Source organism: Janthinobacterium sp. GW823-FHT03B06, assembly GCF_058796955.1.
Genome location: NZ_JBXAJE010000003.1, coordinates 326473 through 350612 on the forward strand (window position 1 = coordinate 326473; position 24140 = coordinate 350612).

Here is a 24140-nt window from a genome sequence, read left to right on the forward strand (position 1 = left end):
CCGGAACGGTCAGCGCGCTTTCTTGAGGAATATATGCAGTTGAATAGAAACGTGGCGGCGCTGTGCCTGGCCGCTTGCGCCAGCCAGCCTGCCGCCGCCATGGCGGCCCCCTTGCGTCACCACCAGACGGCGACACCATCCGCGCCCGAAGTGCGCACGCGCGATTTGCTGCTATTTGGCGCCGGCCTGATCCTGCTGGCTGGCCGGCGCCGCCCCGAACACGAGAAGTGGCAAAACTAGAGCAGCAGTAGCACCGCATACTCGCGGCCCTCGTCGCGCAGGGCGATGCTGTTGCCACCCTGCGCCACGCCATCGAGCGACAGCCCCGCGGGCCGCCCCTGCGCCTGCTCCACCGTGATGGCATAGTTGCTGGCGCCGAAACGGTAGTGCAGCTTGAAGCTGTCCCATTCGGCCGGCATGGACGGCGCCAGACGCAGCACGTTCGCTTCGCGCGTCAAGCCGAGCAGGGATTCGACGATCAGGCGGTACAGCCAGCCCGACGATCCCGTGTACCAGCTCCAGCCGCCGCGTCCCACGTGCGGCGCCACGGCATACACGTCGGCCGTCACCACGTACGGTTCCACCTTGTAGCGCGCCACCGCCTGCGCGTCGACGCCATGGCGCACGGGATTGATCATGCGCAGCAGCTCCCACGCCTTTTCGCCATCGCCCATGCGGGCAAACGCCATCGCCGTCCAGATGGCAGCATGCGTGTACTGGCCGCCGTTTTCGCGCACGCCCGGCACATAGCCGCGGATGTAGCCGGGATTGAGGTCGGCCTTGTCGAACGGCGGGTCGAGCAGCTGGATCACGCCGGAATCGCGGCGCACGAGGCGCGCGTCGACCTGGCGCATGGCGCCGGCGACCCGCTCCTTGTTGGCGGCGCCCGACAGCACGCCCCAGCTTTGCGAAATCGAATCGATCTGGCATTCCTCGTTCGTGTGCGAACCCAATGGCGTGCCGTCGTCGAAATACGCGCGCCGGTACCACTCGCCATCCCAAGCATGTTCCTCGACGTTGGCCGCCAGTTTCACGGCTTCGTCGCGGCAGAACTGGGCGAACGCGGCGTCGCCGCGCAGCATGGCCACCTCGGCGAAACGCTGCAGCACTTCGTACAGGAAGAAGGCCAGCCAGACGCTCTCGCCCTTGCCGTGTTCGCCCACCTTGTCCATGCCGTCGTTCCAGTCGCAGGAACCGATCAGCGGCAAGCCGTGCACGCCCATGCGCAAGCCATGGCGGATGGCCCGCACGCAATGCTCGTACAGGTCGGCCGACTCGCCCGAGCGCACGGGCAAGTCATAGTAGGAATCCTCTTCCGGCTTGACGGCCCGTCCCTCGATGAAGGGCGCCACTTCCGACAGCACGTTGACGTCGCCCGTGGCGATCACATAGCGGCAGGCGGCCAGCGGCAGCCACAGGTAATCGTCGGAGCAGTGCGTGCGCACGCCCCGGTCCGACGGCGGATGCCACCAGTGCTGCACGTCGCCTTCGACAAACTGGTGCGCCGCGCACAGCAGCAAGTGCTTGCGCAGCAATTGCGGTGCCGTGTGGATCATCGCCATCGCGTCTTGCAACTGGTCGCGGAAACCGTAGGCGCCGCCCGACTGGTAATAGCCGCTGCGCGCCCACAGACGGCAGGCGATGGTCTGGTACATCAGCCAGCCATTGGCGATCACGTCGAGCGACGGGTCGGGCGTCTCGATGCGCACGGCGCCCAGGGTGCTTTCCCAGTGCGCGCGTACCGCGTCGAGCGCCATGCGGGCCGCTTCCTTGCCCGCATGGCGCTGCACCATGGTGCTGGCGTCGGCATTGCGGCGCCCGCCCACGCCGAGCAGGAAGACGATTTCGCGCTCCTGTCCCGGCTGCAGTTCGAACGGCACCTGGATGGCGGCACACTGGTCCAGCCCCGTGCCCGCCTTGCCGGACAGGCGCACGCGGCGCAGCGCCGCCGGCTGCGCCAAGCTGCCGTTGCGGCCGATGAATTCATTGCGGTCGCAGGTAATCGAGCGGATGCTGGCGTCCGTATTGAAAAAGCCGACGCGGCCCGAAAACTCCGTGTTGTAGTTATTGCGCGCAAACAGCGCGCCGCTGATCGTATCGACCTCGGTAGCCACATGCATGCCGGACTTGGCGCGCAGGTCGGCCATCACCCATTCCACGTAACCGGTGACGGACAGGCGGCGCGGCACGCCGCTGTCGTTGCGCACCTTGATGACCGAGTATTTGACGGCCGCATCGAGCGCCACATAGGTGCACAACTCGGTGGCGATGCCGCCCTCGCTGTGCTCAAAAATGCTGTAGCCGAAACCGTGGCGCGTCACGTAGTCGCCGCTGCCGCGCGCGGGCAGGGACGAGGGCGACCAGAACTGGCCGCTCTGCTCGTCGCGCACATAAAACGCCTCGCCCGACAGGTCGGACACGGGGTCGTTCTGCCATGGCGTGAGGCGGAATTCATGCGCATTCTCGCTCCACGTATATGCCTGCCCGGCCTCCGACACCACCGTGCCGAATTGCGCATTGGCCAGCACGTTCGACCACGGCGCCGGCGTCTGCTTGCCTTCTGCCGTGGTGATCACGTATTCGCGCCCATCGGGCGTGAAACCGCCCAGGCCATTTTCCAGGATCAGCTCGCGCTGCGGCGCCCGGTGCGGCACGCCGACATGGTCGCGCGCAGGGTCCTGCAGCAGCGGCGGCATGCGCAGCACGGGGCTCGGCGGGCGCTTGACCTGTTCGGCCAGGGTGCCGCGCAAATCGCTGATGATGGCGCGCGCCACCGATTGCAGCAAGATGCGGTCTTCATTGGCGATCTGCTCGGCCAGGCGCACGAAGATGCCGCCCGGGCGGTCGATCGCCTGCGCATCGATGCCCGAGGCGATCAAGCCCATGATCTGGTCGTGCAGCAGCTGGCGGTAGCCCGACTGCTCTTCGTACCAGATCACCAGGTCGACGATCAATCCTTTCAGGCGCCAATAGGCATGCGCCTGCACCATCTGGCGCGCCAGTTCGATATTGGCCGCGTCGCGTATCTGCAGCAGCACGATGGGCAGGTCGCCGGATATCGCATACGCCCACAGGCCGGACTGGCCGCGCTGGTTCTTGATCAGGATGCTCGCTTCGGCGCGCAGGGCCGCATTCGGGTAGATCACGGCGTTGGCCAGGCGCGCATACAGCTGCGCGTCCGCTTCGCTGGCGTTCAACTGGCGCAGCACCACCTGGCTGTGCGTCCAGGCCAGTTCGAAGACGCGGTCGGCCAGATGGCGGTCCTGGTATTTGTCGATCAGGTGCAGCGCCGCCTCGCGCTGCTCCACCATGCCGGTGACGCTGTCGACGGTGACGGCCTGGTCGGGTTCGAGCGTGATGACGTAGCGGATGGCCACGATGGGGTCGAGCACGGAGCCGTGGCCGCCGCTGAGCGGCCCGTCGTCCTGCAGCGCCTGCGGCAGTTGCGCCGTGTTGCCGCGGCCGATGAAGCGCGCGCGGTCCGTCTCGAACGACACTTCGTAGCGCTCGATATCGTGCACGGTCATCACATGCAGCAGCCACGGCATCTGCTCGTCTTTCGAGCGGGGCCGGCGCGTGCACAGGATCGCCTTTTCATGCGCGAGGATTTCCGTCTGCACGAACAGCTTGCTGAACGCGGGATGGGCCGCGTCGGCCGCCGCCGGCGCCATCACCACTTCGGCAAAGCTGGTGATCTCGATGCGCCGCTGGCGGTTCGAATTATTGCTGATGCGCGTGCGGCGGATTTCGATGTCGTCCTCGGGCGAGACGACGATTTCCGTGTACAGGTCGAGGCCATGGTCGGCCCGACGGAACTCGGCCCGCCCTTCCGAAAAAATCACTTCGTATTTCTTCGGTTCGGCCAGGGTCGGCTGGTACATGGTGGACCAGACCTCACCGTCGTCGAGGTCGCGCAGGTAGCAGAAATTGCCCCAGTTGTCGCGCGTGCTGTCTTCGCGCCAGCGCGTCACGGACAGGTCTTTCCAGCGGCTGTAGCTGCCGCCCGCATTGCTCACCATGACGTGGTAGCGGCCATTCGACAGCAGCTGCGTTTCGGGCACGGCGCTGTTGGCCTGCGTAAGGATGCGCATCGGCATGGCCTGCTCGGGCGCGCCGCTGCGCAGCACCGCCAGTTCGGCCGTGTTCGAGTAAAACGCGCCGGCCTGCGGCGTGCGTTCCTGCAGCACCAGCAAGGCCGATTGCAGCAGCGGATCGGATTCGAAACGGCGCTGCATCGGGCGGTCGTGCAGCAGGTAGCTGAGGGCCAAAAAGCCCATGCCCTGGTGGTGCACCATGAAGGAGCGGATGATGGCGCTGCCCTGCCCGCGCGGCAGGCGCGCGGTGGTGAAATCGATCGCTTCAAAAAAGCCGTAGCGGCCCATGTAGCCGGCCGCCTGCATGCGCTGCAGGTTCTGGCACGACGCTTCCGGCTGCACCATCAAGCCCATCATGCTGGCATACGGCGCCACCACCAGATCGTCGGCCAGGCCCCTCTTCAGGCCCAGGCCCGGCACGCCAAAGGCGCGGTACTGGTAATTCAGGCTGGCGTCGACCGTGTTATAGCCGGACTCGGAAATCCCCCACGGCACGTCGCGCTGGCGGCCATAGTCGATCTGCGCTTCGATGACGGAGTGGTAGGTCTGGTCGAGCAGGGTATTCGGGTAGTTCGGCATCACCAGGAGCGGCATCAGGTACTCGAACATCGAACCGCTCCACGACAGCAGCACGGGCTGGCCGGCCACCATGCACAGCTGGCGGCCCAGGGCGAACCAGTGCTCCTGCGGCAGCTGCCCCTGGGCGATGGCGATGAAGCTGGCCAGGCGCACTTCGGAAGCCAATAAATCGTAGTAGCTGGGGTCCAGGCGCCGTTCGCTGACGTTGTAGCCGATGGCCAGCAGCTTGGTCGACGGGTTGTACAGGAAGCCGTATTCGATCTGCGCGAAGTCGCGCGCCTGGCCCGCCGCGTGGGCGATGTCGCGCATGTGGCGGCCCGCCTGTTCGCGGCCCTGCGCCAGCAAAGCGGCCAGCTCGGATGGCGTGTCTTCGGGCACCTCCAGGTTGGCCAGTTCGCGCAGGGTCGGCATGCGCAGCCAAGCAGGATCAACACCCGCCTGCGCCGCCCACGGCGCCAGTTGCAGCAACTCGGCCAGCGCCGCGCGGCACTGGCGCGCCAGCGCGCCCGTCCACATGGACAGCTCGCCATCCTCGCTTTGCAGGGTCAGCGACAGCAGCGCATCGGCCGCGCCATTCGCGGCGGCGAGATAAGCATGCCATTCGGCCAGGGTGGCGGGCGCGGCGGGTGCCTGCAGCAGGCTCATGCTCTCGCGCATGGCCTTGCCCTCGCCTTCGGCGGCGATGAATTCCTGCAGCACCTGCGCCGTCGTGCGGATGCCCTGCACCACCTGCGCGCCGATGATGGGAGCGTCGTACAGTTCCACCAGTCCCGGCTGCAAGGTCAGCAGATGGCCGGCCAGGTTGCCGCTGTCGACCGTCGAGATGTACATCGGCTGCAACGCCTTGAGCGTTTGCGTGTCGTACCAGTTATAGAAGTGGCCCTGGAAGCGTTCCAGCTCGCCCATGCTGTGCAGGGTGGCGCGGCTGCGCTCGATCAACTGGCCCAGGGTCACATAGCCGAAATCGTAGGCCGTCAGGTTGGCCAGCAGCGCCAGGCCGATATTCGTCGGCGAGGTGCGGTGCGCTACCACGAGGTTCGGGTGTTCCTGCATGTTATCGGGCGGCAGCCAGTGGTCGTCCGGCCCGACGAAGGTATCGAAATACGCCCAGGTCTTGCGCGCCACGCCATGCAGGAAACGCCCCTGCTCGGCCGACAGGCGCGCCACGGCCCGCTCGATGGGGCGGCTGATCCACCAGGCGATGGCGGGCGCGGCCAGCCACAGCAGCAGTACCACGGCGGCGGCCGGCAAGGCGGCCGGGCGCCAGTAGAGCAAGGCGCCGAAGGTGGCCAGCGCCAGCGCGGGCGAGCACCACATGGCGCGCCAGCTGTCGGCTTGACTGCCGGAAGAGCTGTGCAGGTTCGAGGCGCGCCAGTCGAGCAAATGCTTGTGCGACACACCGAGGCGCCACAGCGTGCGCGCGATGGCGTCCAGGCTGATCCACGCTTCATACGGCAGGAAGACGAGGGTCAGCATGGCGTGCGAAAACTGCACGCCGCAGCGCCGTTCGAACGCGGCCAGATGCTGACGCCACAGGGTGTCGCGCGGTTTGCGCAGCAGATCGTACAGGGCCGAAAACACGGGCGGCAGGAAGATGATGGCCAGCACGGCCGCGCTCCAGAAGGCCACGTGCGGCAGGAAACCCCACACCAGCAACAGGGACACGGTGGTGGCCGGCGCCACGACGCTGCGGCGCAGGTTGTCGAACAGCTTCCACCGCGACAGCATCGACAAAGGATTGCGTTCGCGCTTGCCGGCGCGGCCCGGCACCCGGCCCAGCAGCCAGCCGATCAGCTGCCAGTCGCCGCGGATCCAGCGCTGGCGGCGGCTGACGTCGGCGTCGTAGCGGGCCGGATATTCTTCATACAGCTGCGAGTCGCTGAGCAGGCCGGCGCGCAAATAACAGCCTTCCAGCAAATCGTGGCTGAGGATTTTATTGTCGGGCAGGCGCTGGCCCAGCACGCGCTCGAACATGTCGAGGTCATAGATGCCCTTGCCGATGAACGAGCCTTCATAAAACACGTCCTGGTACAGGTCGGACACGGTGCGCGTGTACGGGTCGATGCCCGGTTCGCCGCCGCACAGCAGCTCGTAGCGCGACGCGTTCGCGCTGGGCAGGGCCACGGCCACGCGCGGCTGCAGGATGCCGTAGCCGGCCACCACGCGCGTGCCGGCCGCGTCGAGCACGGGACGGTTCAGCGGGTGCATCATGGTGGCGATGAATTCGCGCGCCGCGTCGCGCGGCAGCTGCGTATCGGTGTCGAGCGTGATCACGTACTTGATCGTACGCAGGCCGCGCAACTCGCCTTCCACCAGCGAGAATTTGTCGCGCGCGCCGCCGCGCAAAAACGCGTGCAGGTCGGACAATTTGCCGCGCTTGCGCTCTTGCCCCATCCACGCGTTTTGCTGCGAATTCCACAGGCGCGGACGATGCAGCAGCAGGAACGGCCCCGCATGGCCCAGCTCTTCCGGATCGGCCGGGTCGCCATTGTCCTTGAACTCGGCTCCCTCCACGCGGTATTTCTCGTTCAGGCCACGGATGGTCTCCTGCGCCTGGTTCAGCAGGGCTTCGTCGCCGGGCAGGGTTTGCGCCTGCGCGTCGACAAAATCCGTCAGCAGGCAGAAACGCAGGTTCGGGTCGCGGTTGGCGAGATAACGCACTTCCAGCGCCTCGCACAGGGCCGCCACGTTTTCCGCGCTGTAGATCAGGGTCGGCACCACGACGATGCCGCGCGCATCGGACGGAATGCCGGACCGGTAATCCATGCGCGGCAGCGGATGCGGCGACGTCATCAGGGTTGCCAGCCAGTTCACCACGGCCACGGCCAGCTGGCTGCTGCCCAGCAGCGCCAGCGCGCCCAGCGCCGCCAGGGGCCAGCCCTGCACGCCATGGCGCACGGCGCGCTCGAGCAGCAAGGCGCTCGTCGCCAGGGTCAGGAACGCAATGGCGCCCAGATAGCTGGCCAGCGGCGCGGCGCGCGCCGTATGCTGCAGCGCCTCGATGAACGGCAGTCTGGCGCCAGCCTGCTTTTCCAGTACCAGCACGCCGCGCCCCACCAAGTAAAAGCCGATGTGGCCGCGGCGCGCGTCATTGCCATTGCCGTGCGTGTGCGCCAGCTGCACCGCCATCTCGGCCACTTCCACTTCGCTGCGCGCGCTGCGCTTGGCGATGCGTTCGATGGCGTGGCGGTAGCTGTCGCGCGTGGCGAAATCCATCAAGCCATATGTGCCGGCCGGGTCCAGGCGCAGGGTTTGCTCGACCACGCTCATGGTCTCGACGAACTCCTGCCAATCCATGGTGCCGAGAAAACGCAGGCTGCCGATGCTGTTGGCGATCGATACCTGGTCGGCCGCCTGCTGCCCGATCTCGGACTGGATCTGCTGCTCGATGGTGAGGCCCGACTCGGCCAGCTTGTGCGTCAGCCACGACAGCGCCAGGGTCAGCGAGGAACTCTGTCCCTGCAGGCGGCGCGACAATTCGGCCACGAAGGCGCTGGTCATCGGCGGATTCGAACGGGCCATGTCCGCCACGAGCAGGATCAAGCCGCTGGGATTGCGCTCGGCGATCTCCGTCATCTGGTCGGCCCAGGTGTTGGCCAGGTCGCGCTGCATGCGGTCGTCGGCCACGCGCGCGGCAACGCGGCGCAGGTTTTCGATCAGCGCCAGGCGCAGCATGATGGGCACGGCCCACAGTTCGCCCAGGGTCAAGGTAGCCACGTCCTGGTAAGCCTCGACGAAGTGGCAGAGGTTTTCCAGGTCGACCCTGCCATCGCCGTGCGAGATGATTTCCAGCGCGATTTTATACACGCGCGGGCAGCCCGCATCCACGCCGGAACTCAGCCGTGGCAACTCCTTGCTGTAATTCTTCGGCAAGTGGCGCCGCGTGGTGCGGATCTGCTCTTCGATCAGGTAAAAATTATCGAGCAGCCACTCCGAGGCGGGCGTGACCTGGCGCCCGCTTTTGACAGTCGCCGTCAGCTCATTGACGGTGGCCGTGATGAGGGCCGCATTGTCGGCCAGGCGCGCCAACAGGCGGTCGCGGCCATGATGCCTGCCCACCGCATGGCCGGCGGCCACATGCTTGCCGTGGGCCGCCATCTGCATGGCGCTGAATAACTCGGAACGCAGGGGCAAGGCATCGTCGCGCGCGGCGTCGAAGGTGTCCGGTGCAAGGGAATGGTCGCGGAAGATTTCTTTGACTTTGGAAACCTGTTCCTTGATCTGCTGCGTGACAACTGCTGTGTACTCTTTCAACTTTAGCCTCGCTAGGTGCGCGCAGGCAGCCAGCGGCCACCGTCATGCGGGCCCAGTCTGGAAGAACACGATCGGACACTGGCGAAGACGGAAAGCGAAGCGCCGGAGCGTTGCGACGAATCTCAGGGTATAGGGAGATTTTCTGAACTTCATCGTAGGAGGGCGACGCAGGCAAGACCGTGCGCTAGCGTACATACTCCGTGTTTTAGGGACGTTTCAGCAAAGAAATCAGCGTGTTGAATGGCAGAAAAATGCCGGTGGGAAATGAACGGGAAAAAAGGCGCGACGCGCACCGTGCCGATGATGGCACGGTGCAATATTTCATGAAAGAAAGTTCAAGCAGTTCAGGCCGCAATCGCCAGCGGATGGCGCGTCGCCTCCGCCATTGCCATGCCGCCGTTGAGTTGCCATGCCGCGCCGTGACCGAGGCGGCGCAGGCAGGCGGCGGCCCGTGCGCTGCGGTTGCCGCTGCGGCAGAAAAACACCAGCGGGCGCTGCGGCTGCTGCAGCCAGGCCGCCACCTGCCCCGCCAAGCGGCTCAGCGGTACGCTGCGCACTTCGCAGCCCTCGAACACGGTGCCGGCGCACGCCGCATGTTCATACGCTTCGCGCACGTCGATCAGGATGGCGTCGGGATGCTGGCGCAGGAAGGCGGGCAAGGCGGCCGCGTCGAGCTGCAGTTCGGCGGCTGGCACGCTACCGTTCTGCACCGTGCGCACGGTGCCGCAGATGCTGCCGTCGTCGCCGGACGCGCACAGCACGGTGTCCTGCGTCAGCAGCGCCGCATCCAGCAAGGGGGTCAGCGCCTCGGGCGCCAGGGAGCCGATGAAGGCGAAGCGCTGCTCCAGCAGGTACACATGGGTTTCGCCACACTCGATGCGGCGCAGCCGCTGCCGGCCCAGCGCCAGCTCGCCATCGATATCGACGCGGCCCACCTGCTCGATAGCGAGTTCCTGCAGCAGCGCCAGACGCGCGGCGCCATGGTCCGCTGGCGCCGTCGTATGCACGATAGCGCGCAAGGCCAGGTGCTGGCAGCGGATGAAAGCGGCCAGACGCGGCACGAGCGCGGCGGCGGGATCGATGACGACGCAACTGGCGCTGGCGGCGTCGCTGAGCAGCCAGGTGCACTGGCCGTCGACGCTCAGCTGGATTATGCCGTCCTGCGGCGATGGCGCCAGCGCCGACGGCAGCAGACAGCTGCTGCGCAGCGCTTCGCCGCAGCGCTCGATGCGCGCGCAGGCGGAAGCGACCGTCGCCGCATCGATCAGGGGACCGAACGACAGCCGGATGGCGGAACTGGCGCGCCATTGCGGCACGTGCATCGCTTCCAGCACATAACTGGGCAGCGCCTTGGCGGCGGAACAGGCGCTGCCAGAGCTGACGCGCACGCGCGCCGCGTCGAACAGGTCCAGCAGCTCTTTCGAGGACAGGCCCGGCACGGAAAAATTGAGCGTCGTCGGCAAGGACAAATCGAACGGCATATTGAACACGATACCAGGGAAAGCGTGTTCCAGGCTGGCCACCAGCTGCTCGCGGAACGCGGCCAGGTCGGCGTGGCTGCGGAAGGTCTTGCCATCGTCCAGCGCGGCGAGCACGGCGCCCAGCGCGGCGATGCCGGCCATGTTTTCCGTGCCAGAACGCAGGCCCGCTTCCTGGCCGCCGCCCATCATCAAAGGCGTAAACGGCGCGCCGGCGCGCACATACAGCATGCCGATGCCCTTGGGCGCATACAGCTTGTGGCCGGAAAACGGTGCGTAATCGATACGCGTGGCGGCCAGGTTCAGTTTCAGCTTGCCCAGCGCCTGCACGCAATCGACCATCCAGTAGGCGTCGGCACCGCGTTCCTGCAGCAGCTGGGCGATGGCGGACAAATCGCTGACGACACCCGTTTCATTATTCGCCGCCATCGTGCACAGCATGGCCGCCTCGCCGATCAGCGCATCGAGCGCCTGCAGATCGTGGCGCCCCTGCGCATCGACGGGCAGCTTGCGCACTTCCAGGTTCAGGCCCAGTAAACGGTTCCAGTGCGCCAGGCTCTCCGGCACGGCCTTGTGCTCGGTCGCGCCATACAGCAGCAGGCTGCCGATGCGCTTGCCCGCGTCGCGCCGTTCGCGCAGCGCGCACAGGGCCGACAGCACGGCCGTCTGGATGCCCTCGGTGGCGCCGCTGTTGAACATCAATCGGCCGTCGCCCACGCCCAGCAAGCCGCTGGCACGCTGGCGCACGCCATCCATCATGGCCTTGGCCTGCAAACCCGTCGCATGTGTGCTGCTGGGGTTGCCATAGCCCTGCTCCATCGCTTGCCGGGCGGCGGCAACGGCGGCGGGCAGCACGCAAGTGGTGGCATTGCTGTCGAGGTAGATGTCTTTCATGATGGCAGTCCGAATATTCTATAAAAAGGGCGCAGTTAAAAAGGCGCAGCGCAGGCGGCTGGGCTATCTCGATAGTCTACCGGCCGGTCCCCGTGAAGATATGCCAAAAGACACTGCAACTACGCTACTATGCAGCATGTTCATGCTATAAAAACCGGAATATTAAAATGAATTCACCAAACGCCTCGCTCGACAAATTCGACTGCGCCATCCTCGCCGCCCTGCAGCAGGACGGCACCTTGTCGATCGCCGCCCTCAGCGAAAAGATCGGCCTGTCCAGCACGCCGTGCTGGAAGCGGGTCAAGCGCCTCGAGGAAGACGGCTATATCGAGAGCCGCGTGGCCATCGTCAACCGGCAAAAAGTGGGTTTACCCGTGACCGTCTTCGTCAGCGTGCGCACGGGACAGCACGATGAAAAATGGCTGCGCCGCTTCGCCGCCGCCGTCATCGTCTTGCCCGAGGTACAGGAATTTCACCGCATGAGCGGCGACATCGACTACCTGCTGAAAGTCGTCACCACCGACATCAAGGGCTACGACACGTTTTATAAAAAACTCATCAAGGCCGCGCAACTGACGGGCGTGTCGTCCGCCTTTTCCATGGAGCAAATTAAGTGCAGCACGGAATTGCCGCTGGAATTGATCGCCCACGGCTTGCCTGCCTGAACGATTTTCCACCCCGTGCCGGTGTACATGAAAAGCACGCATGTTAACACCTTATAATCGTTGCCGTACAGCAACACAACCCCATTAAATACGGCATACCTCCACTATATCGCCTTTATCCGTCGCTATACTGCGCACTTGCCCGTGCCTTTCTAGCAACCTCTGCCGGTCGCGCGGGCCCATTCCCAGGGTCGTCCATGCATCTGCTTCGCCATCTTTCCATCCAGAAAAAACTGATGTTCAGCATGGGTTTGTGCCTGCTGCTTTTCATGGGCATCTCATCGTTCCTCAGCGTGCGCATGAGCAGCGATTACGTGCGCGAGCGCGTCGTCAGCCAAGAATTGCCGGCCCAGGTGGGCGAGATCCGCAACGACGTGCTGCGCCAGATCAATCAACCGCTGTCGGTGGTGCAAACGATGGCCAATGATGTCTTTCTGCAGGACTGGGAAGACGCGGACCTGGCCGACAGCGGCTTGCCCACTTTTCAGCGCTACGCGAAGATGATCAAGGAAAAAAACAAGGCGGCCGTCGTCAGTTGGAGTTCGCAAACTGCGTCCCGGTACATGACCGATGCGGGCCTGATCCGCACGCTGGACAAGCAACAGCCAGCCGATCATTGGTTCTTCAGCATGCTCGACGAAAACAAACTGCACACGGTGAATCTGGACCGCGATCCGGCCTCGGGCAGCTTCATGCTGTTCCTGAACGCGCGGGGCCAGACGGCTGGCGGCAAGGCCGTCATCGCCGGGATGGGCCTGAGCGTCGACGCCATGGCCGAAACTATCCGCAGTTACAAGGTCGGCCAGACCGGCTATGTCTACCTGGTGCGCGCCAACGGCAGCCTGCTGATCCACCGTGACCCGGCCCTGGCCGACGGCAAGCATCAATTGAAGGACTTGCCAGGTTTTGACGAAGCGTTGAGCAAGACTCTGCTGACCGGCAACAAATACACCTATGTCAGTTATGCGGCGCCCAGCGGCAAGCAACTCGTAGCGGCCTCTTTCATACCGGAATTGAACCTGTACGTGGTGGCCGAAGTGCCGGAAGCGGAAGTGCTGGGCAATGTCACGCGCTCGGCCCTGATCGCCGCCCTGATTGCCGGCCTGGTCGGTGGCGGTATCGCCCTGTGCATCATTTATGTCATCAGCCGCGCCATCGCCGCGCCCGTCGCGCGGGCAGCGGACATGCTCAGCGATATCGCCAGCGGGAATGGCGACTTGAGCCGCCGCATGCCCGTGGAATCGGAAGACGAGGTCGGCGCGCTGGCCGCTGCCTTCAACCGTTTCGTCGCGTCGTTGAACGTGACGATACTCGAAGTTCGCGACAGTACCGGGGCCATTGCCAGCGCATCGAGCCAGATCGCGTCGGGCAACCTGGACCTGTCGGCCCGCACGGAAGCCCAGGCATCGAGCCTGGAAGAAACAGCGGCGGCCATGGAAGAGCTGACGTCGACCGTGAAACAGAATGCGGACAACGCGCGCCAGGCGAATCAGCTGGTGGTGTCGGCCTCGGGCCACGCCGTCAAGGGCGGCGAAGTGGTCGGCCAAGTCGTGCAGACGATGGGCGCGATTACGGAAAGTTCGCGCAAGATCGCGGATATTATCGGCGTGATCGACGGCATTGCCTTTCAAACCAATATCCTCGCCCTGAACGCTGCCGTCGAGGCGGCCCGCGCGGGCGAACAGGGCCGCGGCTTTGCCGTGGTGGCAACCGAGGTGCGCAATCTGGCGCAACGCTCAGCGGCTGCAGCCCGGGAAATCAAGGACTTGATCGTCGACTCGGGCAGCAAGGTAGAAGCGGGCAGCAAGCTGGTCGACTCGGCCGGCGCCACCATGCAGGACATCGTCGTCTCCGTGCAAAGGGTGGCCGACCTGATGGGAGAGATCGCTTCTGCCAGCCAGGAACAAAGCCAGGGCATCGCGCAAGTCAATGCCACGGTCACGCAGATGGATGACGCGACCCAGCAAAATGCGGCGCTGGTGGAAGAAGCGGCGGCGGCGGCCCAATCGTTGCAGGACCAGGCGGGACGCCTGGCGCAGGTGGTCAGCGTTTTCAAGCTGGAAGAAACGGGGCATGCGGCGCAGCAGCAGCAGCAGCAGCCTCGGCAGCCAGCGCACAAGCCTATGCTGCCCACGCCAGCGCGCCCGAAAGCGCCGGCCAGCGATGCGTGGGAAGAGTTTTAAGGAAGTTTGAAAACGATTAAATCGCCGGCGCTTTCACGCTGGCGGCCTGCTTGAAGAAATCATAGATGCCGCTCTCGCTCATGCGGCGGGCATTCGCCAGTTCGCCGCCCTTGGTGGCGTACAGCACCTGGTTGTTGTCGCTCGAGACCAGCACGGCGGCGGGGATGCCTTTCTTGAGCGGATTGCCATAGGCTTGCGCCACGTCCAGGTTATGGTCGAAGTTACCCACGTCGACCTTGACGACCTTGAACTGCTGTTGCATCAATTCGGCGTTCTTGCCTTCCTTCAAGGCCTTGTCGAGTGCGCGGCAATCCTCGCACCAGTTGGCGCCAAAGATCAGCAAGACAGGCACGTGCGCCGCCTTGGCCTCGGCCAGCGCGCGGGCCACATCGGCCTTGGCGTCGGCCGCCGCGTTGTACGGCAGATGCGGCGTGGCGACCGGGTTGGCCAGTGTGGGGGCGGCGGCAATGGCGGTACCGGCAAGCAGCAGGCTGGCAAAGAATGGGGCGACGAAACGGGAAAGGCGCATGCAGGGCTCCTGAGAGAAATCGTGAAGCCAGCTGAACAGCTGCCAGCGGGCGTGATTGTCTAGAATATGCCTGCTTGTAAGAAATATCCACCATTTAATTGCACTGTGCTTATGTGGAAAACGTATAAGCGCCGCGAAGGAGTACCTGCTTGACCATGCCAGAGACCCTGCACCCAACGCTGTCCGGCGCCGCGCGCATGTTGCGCGACGCCTATCCCGGCGGTATGCCCGATACGGCATATTTCGCCGTGCTGGCCCTGCTATATGATCACTTTTCCGACCGTAACCTGGCCGAGCTGATGGCCGCCGTCACGGGCAAAGATGCGGCGGTGGTCCTCAATGACATCTATGCCTGCGCCAGCAGCGAGCCGGCGCCGTCCGCCATCGCGGCCGCCAGGAAACTGCTGGCACGGCACGGCTTGCAGGCCGTCTGCGCCGAGGATTAATGCCCAGCGGCAGCGAAATGGAACGCATGGGATAATATCGGGCTCACACTGAGCAACGCGGCCCGAACGCGCCCTCCCCATGACGACTTCTTTCCTGGCACGCTGGCTGCCGCAACCGAACAACGGCAGCCGCCGCGAACAATTGCGCGCCTGCGCAGGCGCCATCTGCGGCTTGCTGCTTACCGGACTCATCTGCCATTTCCTGCTGGCCCCGGACAGCGCCAGCGTCTATCTGATCGCGCCCATGGGCGCCTCGGCCGTGCTGCTGTTCTGCCTGCCGGCCAGCCCGCTGGCGCAACCGTGGTCCGTGGTGGGCGGCAACGTCGTCTCCGGCCTGGTCGGCATGGCCTGCGTCAAATGGCTGGGATCCAGCGTGGGCGTGGCGGCGCTGGCCGTCTGCCTGGCCATCGGCGCCATGTTTGCCCTGCGCTGTTTGCATCCGCCGGGCGGCGCCGTGGCGCTCACCACCGTCGTCGGCGGCGCCAGCGTGCATGCGGCCGGCTTTGAATTCGTCTTCATCACCGTACTGTTCAATTCCGCCGTGCTGGTCGCTTGCGCCGTGCTGTACAACAACCTGACGGGACGCCGCTACCCGCACGTCCAGCAACTGGTGGCGCCGCATCCGCACGCCACCAAGGATGAGGTGCCCAGCAACCGCCTGGGCTTTTCACCGGACGACCTCGATGCCGTCTTGCGCCAGCACAGTGAAGTGCTCGACATCAGCCGCGACGATTTGCAGGCGATCTTCCTGCAAACGGAAATGCGCGTCTACCAGCGCCGCTTCGGCGTCGTCACCTGCGCCGACATCATGTCGAAAGACGTGCTCAGCGTGGAATTCGGCACGCCGCTCGATGTTGCCTGGCGCACCATGCGCGAGCACGATGTGGGTGCGCTGCCCGTCGTGAACCGGGCGCGCCGCGTCATCGGCATCATCACGCAGACGGATTTCCTGCGCCACGGCGGGCTCGACGATTATCAGGGCATGCGCCAGCGCCTGCGCGGCTTGCTGCAGCGCAGCGGCCTGTCCCACGGCGACAAGCCGGAAGCGGTGGGACAGCTGATGACACCGTCGCCGCACACGGCCCGCCTCGGCACGCCCATCATCGATCTCGTGCCCCTGATGGCCGACGCCGGCTATCACCATATTCCCATCCTCGACGAGGAAGAACGCCTGGCCGGCATCATCAGCCAGTCCGACCTGATGGCCGCCCTGTACGAAAGCCGCTTTGCCGAGGCCGCCGCATGACGCCATTCCGGGCACTGCTGAGCGGCCCCGACGGCGGCCCGGCGGGCACGCCCGTTAGTGCGCATTTTTTCGGCACGCAACTGACCATCGATGCGCCCGGCCATAACGTGGATGTGGCGCAGCTGGTCGTCAGCGTGGGCGGTGTCGACGGACCGGAACTGTTCCTGAACTGGCTCGACGAACAAGGACGGCAAGCCTCGCTCAAGCCGCTGACAGCGGACGACATCGCCATCGTGTTAAAAGAAGCGCCGGCCGCGCTGCAGCCGCAACTGCAGCGCCTGTGGGGCGAGCGCCAGCGCAACCGGCGGCAGGTGTCGGGCTGGCTGGCCGGCTTGACGGGCGCGGCCGTCGTCGCCACTGCCCTGTTGTGGTGGCAAGGAAGCAACGCCATCGGCGTGCTGGCGGGATGGATTCCCCTGTCGACGGAAAAGCAGCTGGGCGAACTGGCCCTGGCGCAAGTGCGCGCGCAGGGCGGCATCGTCGAGAACGGCGTGGCGCAGCAGACGGTGCAGGACATCGGCCGCAAGCTGACGGCCGGTTCGCGCTACCCGTACCGCTGGCTGGTCAAGCAGGACGACACGGTCAACGCGTTTGCCATGCCAGGCGGCATCATCGTCGTGCATACGGGCTTGCTGCGCCAGGCGGAGGACCCGGGCGAACTGGCCGGCGTGCTCGCGCATGAAGTGCAGCACGTGGAACAGCGCCATTCGTTGCGGCAGATGATCAGCAGCCTGGGCTGGGGTACCCTGGTGGGCCTGACCATCGGCGACATCAGCGCCGTGGCCGCCATGCTGGCGCACCAGGCCGGCACCCTGTATTTCAGCCGCGACATGGAGGAAGAAGCGGACCGGCTCGGTTTGCTGGCCTTGCAGCGCGCGCAGATCCGCCCCGACGGCATGCTCCGTTTTTTCCAGAGGCTCGATGGCAAGGATCAGGCCAAGGTGCCGGGATGGATTTCCTCGCATCCACAAACGGCGGCGCGCGCGCAGCAGATCGAAAGCCTGATCGACGCCACGCCCTGCCCGGCCTGCCTGCCCTTGACCAGCCGTCACTGGCCAGCGATGAAAGCGGCCCTGCCGCCTACGGAAAAATAGCAACATTTCTTCCGCACAATTTATCCAAACGCACTAGGCAATGGCGTATGCTTACGCCCCGGCTGTTCCTTCTTGAACGGCCACCCCCGACCTCGCTACGCCTCCGTTCATTCCCTCCTTACAAAGGATCTCGCGCATGAAGCATCGTTTTGCCGCCGGCACCCTCGGCACCCTGGCCATCTCCCTGTTGCTCGCCTACGCGCCCATGGCGCAAGCGGCCCAGCCCGCGGCCAAAGCGGCCGTCGCGCCGGCCGTCAGCGCGCCAAAAGCCAAGCAGCAGCTGCAAGTGCTGGCCGACCAGTACTACGATGCGTTGGCCCGTTTCGAGCCGATCAATGCCACAGAGAGCGGCGACAACCGTTTTGACGACCAGCTCGGTTCAGCCATCGTGCCCGCCGCGCGCGCAAAGCAGTTCGCCCTGTACCGCCAGTATCAGAAGACCCTGCGCGGTATTGCCCGCGCGCAGCTTTCGCACCAAGACCAGATCAACTACGATATCCTCGACTATGAACTGGCCACGGCGCTGAGCTTCGAGCGCTTCCCCGAATACCTGCTGCCTTTGAACCAGATGGACAGCATGCCCGTCACCCTGGCCAATTATGCGGGCGGCGAGGCATCGCAACCGCTGACCACGGTCAAGGAATACGATGCTTACCTGAGCCGTATCGGCCAGTTGCCGGGCTGGATAGACCAGGCCATCGCCAACATGAAAGTCGGCATGCAAATGGGCATCGTGCTGCCGAAGGCGCTGACGGAATCGGCCCTGCCGCAATTCAAGAAGCTCGTCAGCGCCACGCCGCAGGACAGCGTGTATTACACGCCCATCAAGAACTTGCCGGCCAGCTTTTCCGCCGCCGACAGGGAACGCCTGACGCAAACCTACACCGTTATCATCGAGGCCAAGCTGATGCCTGCGCTGCAGCGCCTGGCCACCTTCATGGAACGCGATTACCTGCCGGCCGGCCGCACGAGCAGCGGCTGGAGCGCTCTGCCCGATGGCGCGGCCTGGTACCAGGCGCGCGTGGCCAGCAGCACCACGACGGATTTGAAACCGGAGCAGATCCACGCCATCGGCTTGAAGGAAGTGGCGCGCATCCAGGAACAATACGCGATCGTCGGTCCGAAGATGGGCTACAACGGCCCGGCCGCCGGCTTGCCCGTGTGGGTGTCGGAACAGGCGAAATACCGCCCGTTCAAGACGGAGCAGGAAGTGCTCGACGTCTACCGCAAGCTGAACGTGCTGCTCGACAGCAAATTGCCCGCCCTGTTCACCCTGGTGCCGAAAGCGCCGCTGGACTTGCGCCTGGAACCTGAACTGAGCCGCGACACGGCCGCCGACCACTACACGGCGCCGGCCGCCGACGGTTCGCGCCCCGGCGTGTTCTGGTCCGTCGTCACCGATCCGAAACTGTATGGCGACACGGGCATGACCACCCTGTTCCTGCACGAAGGCAAACCTGGCCACCATTTCCACCTGGCGCTGGTGCAAGAGATGGACTTGCCGAACTTCCGCCGCTTCGGCGGCAACAATGCCTTCACGGAAGGCTGGGCCCTGTATGCGGAAACCCTGGGCAAGGAAATGGGCCTGTTCGAGGATCCGGCCCAGTATTTCGGCCATTTGAACGACGAGATGCTGCGCGCCGTGCGCCTGGTGGTCGACACGGGCTTGCACACCAAGGGCTGGACACGCGAGCAGACGATCAAGTACATGCGCGACACCCTCGGCTATGACGCCGTGGCGAGGAGCGAAACGGAACGCTACATGGCCTGGCCTGGCCAGGCGCTGGGCTACAAGATCGGTTCGCTGAAAATCGTCGAACTGCGCCAGCGTGCCCAGCAGGCGTTGGGAGACAAGTTCAGACTGCCGAAGTTCCACGAAGTGGTGCTCGGCGACGGCACCCTGCCCCTGAAACTGCTCGAAGCCAAGGTCGACCGGTGGATCGCGCAGCAAAAGTAAGCTAGCCCACTCTTGCGAGAACGGCAGCGCCAGTTGGGGCTGCCGTTTTTTTTCGTGCCGATATTTGATCTGGCACAGATCCAGCGTATGTCGCGCACGCACGCCGGAACGCGTACCAGACAATGCTGCCTAATTCCCATACACAGAAGGGAGGCAGCATGCAAAGCGAAGACAGGAACGACGCCGCCACGGCTGGCCCGCCCGCATGGCAAACATCAGCGGAGATGCCCTATCACGGGCATGACGCCATTCTTCACTACACCAGTGCGCGCGGCCAGGCCGATGGACGGCCGCCGCGGCACATTCCCGACGATACCGCACGCGGCAACCATGCCATGATCACGGCACTTGGCTGGCTCAGCATCGGCCTGGGCCTGGCCCAGCTGGTGGCGCCGCGCGGCCTGGCGCGGGCCAGCGGCTTGCGCGGCGTCTCGTCTTTCTGGATACGCGCCATCGGCCTGCGCGAAATGGCGTGCGGCGTGGCCTTGCTGCGCGGCGAAACCGCTCCGGCATGGCGCTGGTCACGCATCGCCGGCGACGCCATGGACCTGTCGCTGCTGGGCGTGGCCATGGTCAGCCGGCGCCATGCGCGCACGCGCCTGGCGGCGACGGCGGCCGTGGTGGCAGGCGTGACGGCCATCGACTACATCGCCAGCGCCCAACTGGCGCCGCGCAAGCTGAGCGAATTACCCGCGCCCGGCGAAGAGGGATTGGCGCTGCAAAAGAGCGTCATCGTCAACCGTTCCGCCGACGATTGCTACCGCGCCTGGCGCGACCTGGAAAACCTGCCCCGCTTCATGCCGGGCCTGCAGTCGGTGCAGGTGATCGATGCGCGCCGCTCGCGCTGGCACAGCGTCGAGGGCGAGTGGATAGGCGAACTGACGCAAGAGCGTCCGGGTCAGGGCTTGCGCTGGCGCGCGGCACAGAACCATGCCGAAACGGGAGCGCTGGAACTGTCGCCCGCTCCCGGCGGGCGCGGCACCGTGGTCACCATGCAACTGCACATGCAGCCGCCGGCTGGCAAGGTGGGCGCGGCCGTGGCGGGCCTGTTCAGCCAGGCGCCCGCCTACCAGATCGAAACCACCTTGCGCCGCTTCAAGCAGTGGATGGAAACGGGCGAGGTCAGCACCACAGAGGGCCAGCCGTCGGGCAAGCGCAGCTTCAAGACGCGCTTGCTGCACAAGGCTGGCGGCACGGTCGCTGCCCCTCGACCGCAAGCAAACGGAGGTGTGTCATGAAAGCCAATTGCTGGCACGGCAAGCGCGACGTGCGGATCGAACAAGTACCCGATCCCGCCATCCTCAATCCCGGAGACGCCATCATCAAGGTCAGTTCCACGGCCATCTGCGGTTCCGATTTGCACCTCTACAATGGCGTCGTGCCCACCATGGAACAAGGCGACATCCTCGGCCATGAATTCATGGGCGAGGTGGTGGAGGTGGGCTCCGCGGTGCGCAAACTCAAGGTGGGAGAACGGGTGGTCGTGCCGTTTCCCATCGCCTGCGGACGCTGCTTCTTTTGCGAACAACAGCTGTACTCGGTGTGCGAGAACTCCAATCCCAACGCCTATATGGCGGAAAAGATGTGGGGCCACTCGGGGGCGGGCATCTTTGGCTATTCCCACCTGACGGGCGGTTACGCGGGCGGCCAGGCGGAATACGTGCGCGTGCCGTTTGCCGACGTCGGCCCCATCCAGGTGCCGGACGAGCTCAAGGATGAACAGGTACTGTTCCTCTCGGACATACTGCCGACCGGCTACATGGCGGCCGAAGCCTGCGCCATCACGCCGGGCCAGGTGGTGGCCGTGTGGGGTTGCGGCCCCGTGGGGCAGTTCGCCATCCAGAGCTCCTTCCTGCTCGGCGCCGAGCGCGTCATCGCCATCGACCATTACCCGGAACGCCTGCGCATGGCACGCGAACTGTCCGGCGCCGAAACCCTGCATTTCGATGCGGTGGACGTGCCCGACGCCCTGCGGGAAATGACGGGAGGACGGGGGCCCGATGCCTGCATCGATGCCGTCGGCATGGAAGCGCACGGTTCCGGCGTCAGCTATATCTACGACCGCCTCAAGCAGACGATGAAACTGGAATCGGACCGCCCCACAGCCCTGCGCGAAGCACTGATGGCATGCCGCAACGGCGGCGTCGTCTCGGTGCCGGGCGCGTATGGCGGCTTCAGCGACAAGATCCCGTTTGGCTCCATCATGAACCGTTCATTGACCATCAAGACGGGGCAAACCCACGTGCAGCGCTACATGCAGCCGCTGCTGGAACGGATACAACGGGGCGAGCTCGATCCCGGTGCCATCATTTCCCATCACTTGAGCCTGGACGAAGCACCGCACGGCTACGAGATCTTTCAGAAGAAGCAGGAGCAATGCATCAAGGTCGTGTTGCATCCCGGCCCCTGACCGGTCCCGGCAGGCATGCTGGCAGAAGGCGTGGGCGAGTCAGACAAGCAATGCGCTGACCTCAGACGAGCAGCGCGGCACTCATCGAGCGTACTTCCTCGTCCGATTCGGCCAGGATGCTTTGCAGGGTCTCGTTGTCGATAATGAAATCGATGACGGAATCGGAGGGCGTGAGCATTTCCACGTACGTCACCTGCAAGGGCGAGGGCACGGGCGACAGTTGCTTGGCCAACAACAAGGTGTCGAGCAGGGAGTCGGGCGGAATGGACAGCAAGCCATCGCGCAAGCCTTCGATGGCTTCGCTCACGGCCCGCGGAATCAGCAGCTTCTTCATGACTTCGCGGGAAATAATTTCTTCAGCGGACTCCATCCAGTGATCGGCATCGTCGTCGAGCAGGCCGGGAAATTCATCGGCACGCGACAACAGGTAAAAACCGCCCACCTCATGCACGATGCCGGCGAACAGCGCCGTATCGGCATCGACGTTCGTCACGCGGCGGGCCAGCACGTGCGCCAGCGCCGCCACGTGGGCAGTGTGCTCCCACAGCTGGGTCGCCTTCTGGCGCAGCACGGGGTCGATAATCTTGCTGCCGAACTGGCGCACCACCATGGCCGCCACCAGCGCGTACAGATTGCGGTAGCCCATGCGCATGACGGCGGCGCGCACGCTGGTCACGGGCGCCGCATCGCCGCGGCTGTACACGGCCGAATTGGCCAGCGCGACCGTGCGCGCCGCCAGCAAGGGCTCGGCCAGTACCAGCTTGATCGCATGGTCGATATGGCAGTCCGGTTCAGCCAGGGCCAATTGCAATTGCAGTGCTGAATTAACGCTCGTGGGAAACGTTAATTCTCCGCGCACCGCTTGGGAAACAATTAAACCGAAAGCCTGTAGTTTATTCATCATACGATCAATCCGCCTCAGATATTATTCTGGCCAACAATTTCATGTACCTGAAATTGAATGCCAGGCCCGGCCTTTAGAATACAGATGGCATGTCATTCGCTTGTAATGAAGAATCCGGTAATGCCAGCGCCTGCAATAGCGATTCATCGCCGATGACAAACAACTTCGGCTGCTGTAATACCTGCAGCAGAAATGGCTGGCCTTCACGCAGCCGCCGGCGATAATCGGCCAGCGTATATAGGTTGGGATTGATTTTACGCCGTAAGGTTCGCTCGGCCGGGGCCAATCCCGTCAATAGATCGCCATAATTGGCTTCTTCGCCCACCAGCAGCAAATCGATGGCGCTGCCAGGCATGTCCTGCCCCTTCGCCGCGGCGCCCGACACGAATGCCAGGTGCAGCTGGGCACGCAAGGGCGCCAGGGTCATGCTGAGCACACCGACGATGCCGAAGGTTTTTTGCACCAGTCCACTCAACTCCGGATACACGAGACTTTCCTTGTTGGGCCAGAAGCGCCGCACATTACCGATCCGCTCCGATATGATCAGGCCGGACTCATGCAGACGGCGCAGCTCGCGCTGTGCCGACGCGCTCCCCATGCCCGTCAAGCGCATGATCTCGTTCAAGTGAAAGCCTTCATTCACGCGGACAAAGAGCAAACCCAGCAGTTTTTGCTGGGCGGGAGTAAACAGGGCTTGGGCAATCATGCGCCAAATCTTAGCATGAATGAACTGAAAACTGGCGTGGCGCAGGCAACGGGGCGTGACGCCACTACAACGCCGTGATGCGTCATCACCAGCAGTTGGGCGAGCCCATAGGCAGCAAAGCGGGATGACGCAACAGCAGTAGCCAAGAGCCGTCAACGGCAAGCAGCCATTCTTGTAAGCGCTCACTTCAAATTCGTCGGCGCCACGTCTACCCATCCTGCCTCCCACCTGCACGAGTCTGGCGTCAACCGCGTTACACGGTTTTAGTCCATCAATTCAAACATGCTCGACGTAATTTAACTCGGCCTTATTAAGCTATCAGCGTATCAGGATGCATGCCTGCATAAGAATCTTGTTCGTCATCTGGGCCAGTAATAAGAGCATGACTTCTAATGCATGCGTTGACCTTCCATTTTACGCTTGCCATTTATATAGATAGGCTGCGAAATAAAAATGAATGGGTGCGAACAAGCGACAGCCGAAAATCGTGTTCCTCAGTGAGCGATATAAATGATGTGCTGCCGTAGCGATATGCATGCCAATCGAATAGACAAATGGAATGGGCTGCCATCATTTACCGCCTGCCACGCTATCTTTTCGCGCATGGCAATGCGGACAGGCATAAAAAACGGCACCCGAAGGTGCCGTTCTTGTCAGCTAGCAGCGCAGATTACGCTTCGTCGCCGTGGTGTTGCTGGGTC

General features: G+C 64.3%; 14 protein-coding genes. 9 read left to right on the plus strand and 5 right to left on the minus strand.

What is annotated here, in order from left to right:
* Positions 1–33 precede the first annotated feature (33 nt).
* Entirely contained in the window at positions 34–240 is a 207-nt protein-coding gene (locus AC1RBA_RS12550) for a hypothetical protein (protein WP_070223414.1), read from the plus strand.
* Here AC1RBA_RS12550 and AC1RBA_RS12555 read toward each other — a convergent pair.
* Positions 237–8864: a glycoside hydrolase family 94 protein gene (locus AC1RBA_RS12555; protein ID WP_492418793.1), complete on the minus strand. Its 8628-nt coding sequence runs from the start codon at positions 8862–8864 to the stop codon at positions 237–239. The two genes, AC1RBA_RS12550 and AC1RBA_RS12555, sit on opposite strands and share 4 nt — an antisense overlap.
* Positions 8865–9271: 407 nt before the next feature.
* Positions 9272–11299 carry an aminotransferase class V-fold PLP-dependent enzyme gene (locus tag AC1RBA_RS12560; RefSeq protein WP_492405461.1) on the minus strand — a complete coding sequence of 676 codons (2028 nt, stop codon included), beginning with the start codon at positions 11297–11299 and terminating at the stop codon, positions 9272–9274.
* 167 nt (positions 11300–11466) lie between these two features.
* Here AC1RBA_RS12560 and AC1RBA_RS12565 point away from each other — a divergent pair, with 167 nt between their 5' ends.
* Both AC1RBA_RS12565 and AC1RBA_RS12570 read left to right on the plus strand, forming a co-directional pair.
* Positions 11467–11964 (plus strand): Lrp/AsnC family transcriptional regulator, encoded by a 498-nt coding sequence (locus tag AC1RBA_RS12565; RefSeq protein ID WP_070223410.1) that lies wholly within the window; start codon positions 11467–11469, stop codon positions 11962–11964.
* A 197-nt stretch (positions 11965–12161) separates the two neighbouring features.
* A complete protein-coding gene (locus AC1RBA_RS12570; RefSeq protein ID WP_492418457.1) occupies positions 12162–14147 on the plus strand; it encodes a methyl-accepting chemotaxis protein in 1986 nt (661 codons plus the stop codon).
* Positions 14148–14163: 16 nt separating this feature from the next.
* Here the strand turns inward: AC1RBA_RS12570 and AC1RBA_RS12575 are convergent, their stop codons facing one another.
* Complete coding sequence (locus AC1RBA_RS12575; protein WP_492418459.1) at positions 14164–14676, minus strand: thioredoxin family protein; 513 nt, start codon at positions 14674–14676, stop codon at positions 14164–14166.
* A gap of 155 nt (positions 14677–14831) precedes the next feature.
* On the opposite strand from AC1RBA_RS12575, the gene AC1RBA_RS12580 reads away from it, so the two are divergent.
* The 6 genes from AC1RBA_RS12580 (at position 14832) to AC1RBA_RS12605 (ending at position 21829) form a co-directional block, all read left to right on the plus strand.
* Positions 14832–15122: a DUF3349 domain-containing protein gene (locus AC1RBA_RS12580; RefSeq protein ID WP_492418795.1), complete on the plus strand. Its 291-nt coding sequence runs from the start codon at positions 14832–14834 to the stop codon at positions 15120–15122.
* Between the two features lie 79 nt (positions 15123–15201).
* Entirely contained in the window at positions 15202–16368 is a 1167-nt protein-coding gene (locus AC1RBA_RS12585) for an HPP family protein (protein ID WP_492418461.1), read from the plus strand.
* Positions 16365–17462, plus strand: a complete 1098-nt coding sequence (locus AC1RBA_RS12590; protein WP_492418463.1) for a M48 family metallopeptidase — start codon at positions 16365–16367, stop codon at positions 17460–17462. The genes AC1RBA_RS12585 and AC1RBA_RS12590 overlap by 4 nt, the downstream gene beginning before the upstream one ends.
* 136 nt (positions 17463–17598) lie before the next feature.
* Positions 17599–19419 carry a DUF885 domain-containing protein gene (locus AC1RBA_RS12595; protein ID WP_492418464.1) on the plus strand — a complete coding sequence of 607 codons (1821 nt, stop codon included), beginning with the start codon at positions 17599–17601 and terminating at the stop codon, positions 19417–19419.
* Between the two features lie 158 nt (positions 19420–19577).
* Positions 19578–20657 carry an SRPBCC family protein gene (locus AC1RBA_RS12600; protein WP_492418466.1) on the plus strand — a complete coding sequence of 360 codons (1080 nt, stop codon included), beginning with the start codon at positions 19578–19580 and terminating at the stop codon, positions 20655–20657.
* On the plus strand, positions 20654–21829 hold the full coding sequence (locus tag AC1RBA_RS12605; RefSeq protein WP_492418468.1) for a zinc-dependent alcohol dehydrogenase: 1176 nt from the start codon (positions 20654–20656) through the stop codon (positions 21827–21829). Before AC1RBA_RS12600 ends, AC1RBA_RS12605 begins: the two co-directional genes overlap by 4 nt.
* Before the next feature lie 61 nt (positions 21830–21890).
* Here AC1RBA_RS12605 and AC1RBA_RS12610 read toward each other — a convergent pair whose 3' ends face one another.
* Together AC1RBA_RS12610 and AC1RBA_RS12615 are read right to left on the minus strand one after the other, a co-directional pair.
* Positions 21891–22730: an HDOD domain-containing protein gene (locus AC1RBA_RS12610; RefSeq protein WP_070223450.1), complete on the minus strand. Its 840-nt coding sequence runs from the start codon at positions 22728–22730 to the stop codon at positions 21891–21893.
* Positions 22731–22806: 76 nt separating this feature from the next.
* A complete protein-coding gene (locus AC1RBA_RS12615) occupies positions 22807–23439 on the minus strand; it encodes an ArsR family transcriptional regulator (RefSeq protein ID WP_492418470.1) in 633 nt (210 codons plus the stop codon).
* Positions 23440–24140: the final 701 nt, after the last annotated feature.

Excerpts from the sequence above, each read along its gene's own strand:
- AC1RBA_RS12610 (WP_070223450.1), bottom strand. The coding sequence starts at position 22,730 with ATGAATAAACTACAGGCTTTCGGTTTAATTGTTTCCCAAGCGGTGCGC.
- AC1RBA_RS12570 (WP_492418457.1), top strand. The coding sequence starts at position 12,162 with ATGCATCTGCTTCGCCATCTTTCCATCCAGAAAAAACTGATGTTCAGC.
- AC1RBA_RS12575 (WP_492418459.1), bottom strand. The coding sequence starts at position 14,676 with ATGCGCCTTTCCCGTTTCGTCGCCCCATTCTTTGCCAGCCTGCTGCTT.
- AC1RBA_RS12565 (WP_070223410.1), top strand. The coding sequence starts at position 11,467 with ATGAATTCACCAAACGCCTCGCTCGACAAATTCGACTGCGCCATCCTC.
- AC1RBA_RS12585 (WP_492418461.1), top strand. The coding sequence starts at position 15,202 with ATGACGACTTCTTTCCTGGCACGCTGGCTGCCGCAACCGAACAACGGC.
- AC1RBA_RS12615 (WP_492418470.1), bottom strand. The coding sequence starts at position 23,439 with ATGATTGCCCAAGCCCTGTTTACTCCCGCCCAGCAAAAACTGCTGGGT.
- AC1RBA_RS12600 (WP_492418466.1), top strand. The coding sequence starts at position 19,578 with ATGCAAAGCGAAGACAGGAACGACGCCGCCACGGCTGGCCCGCCCGCA.
- AC1RBA_RS12595 (WP_492418464.1), top strand. The coding sequence starts at position 17,599 with ATGAAGCATCGTTTTGCCGCCGGCACCCTCGGCACCCTGGCCATCTCC.
- AC1RBA_RS12605 (WP_492418468.1), top strand. The coding sequence starts at position 20,654 with ATGAAAGCCAATTGCTGGCACGGCAAGCGCGACGTGCGGATCGAACAA.
- AC1RBA_RS12590 (WP_492418463.1), top strand. The coding sequence starts at position 16,365 with ATGACGCCATTCCGGGCACTGCTGAGCGGCCCCGACGGCGGCCCGGCG.
- AC1RBA_RS12550 (WP_070223414.1), top strand. The coding sequence starts at position 34 with ATGCAGTTGAATAGAAACGTGGCGGCGCTGTGCCTGGCCGCTTGCGCC.
- AC1RBA_RS12560 (WP_492405461.1), bottom strand. The coding sequence starts at position 11,299 with ATGAAAGACATCTACCTCGACAGCAATGCCACCACTTGCGTGCTGCCC.
- AC1RBA_RS12580 (WP_492418795.1), top strand. The coding sequence starts at position 14,832 with ATGCCAGAGACCCTGCACCCAACGCTGTCCGGCGCCGCGCGCATGTTG.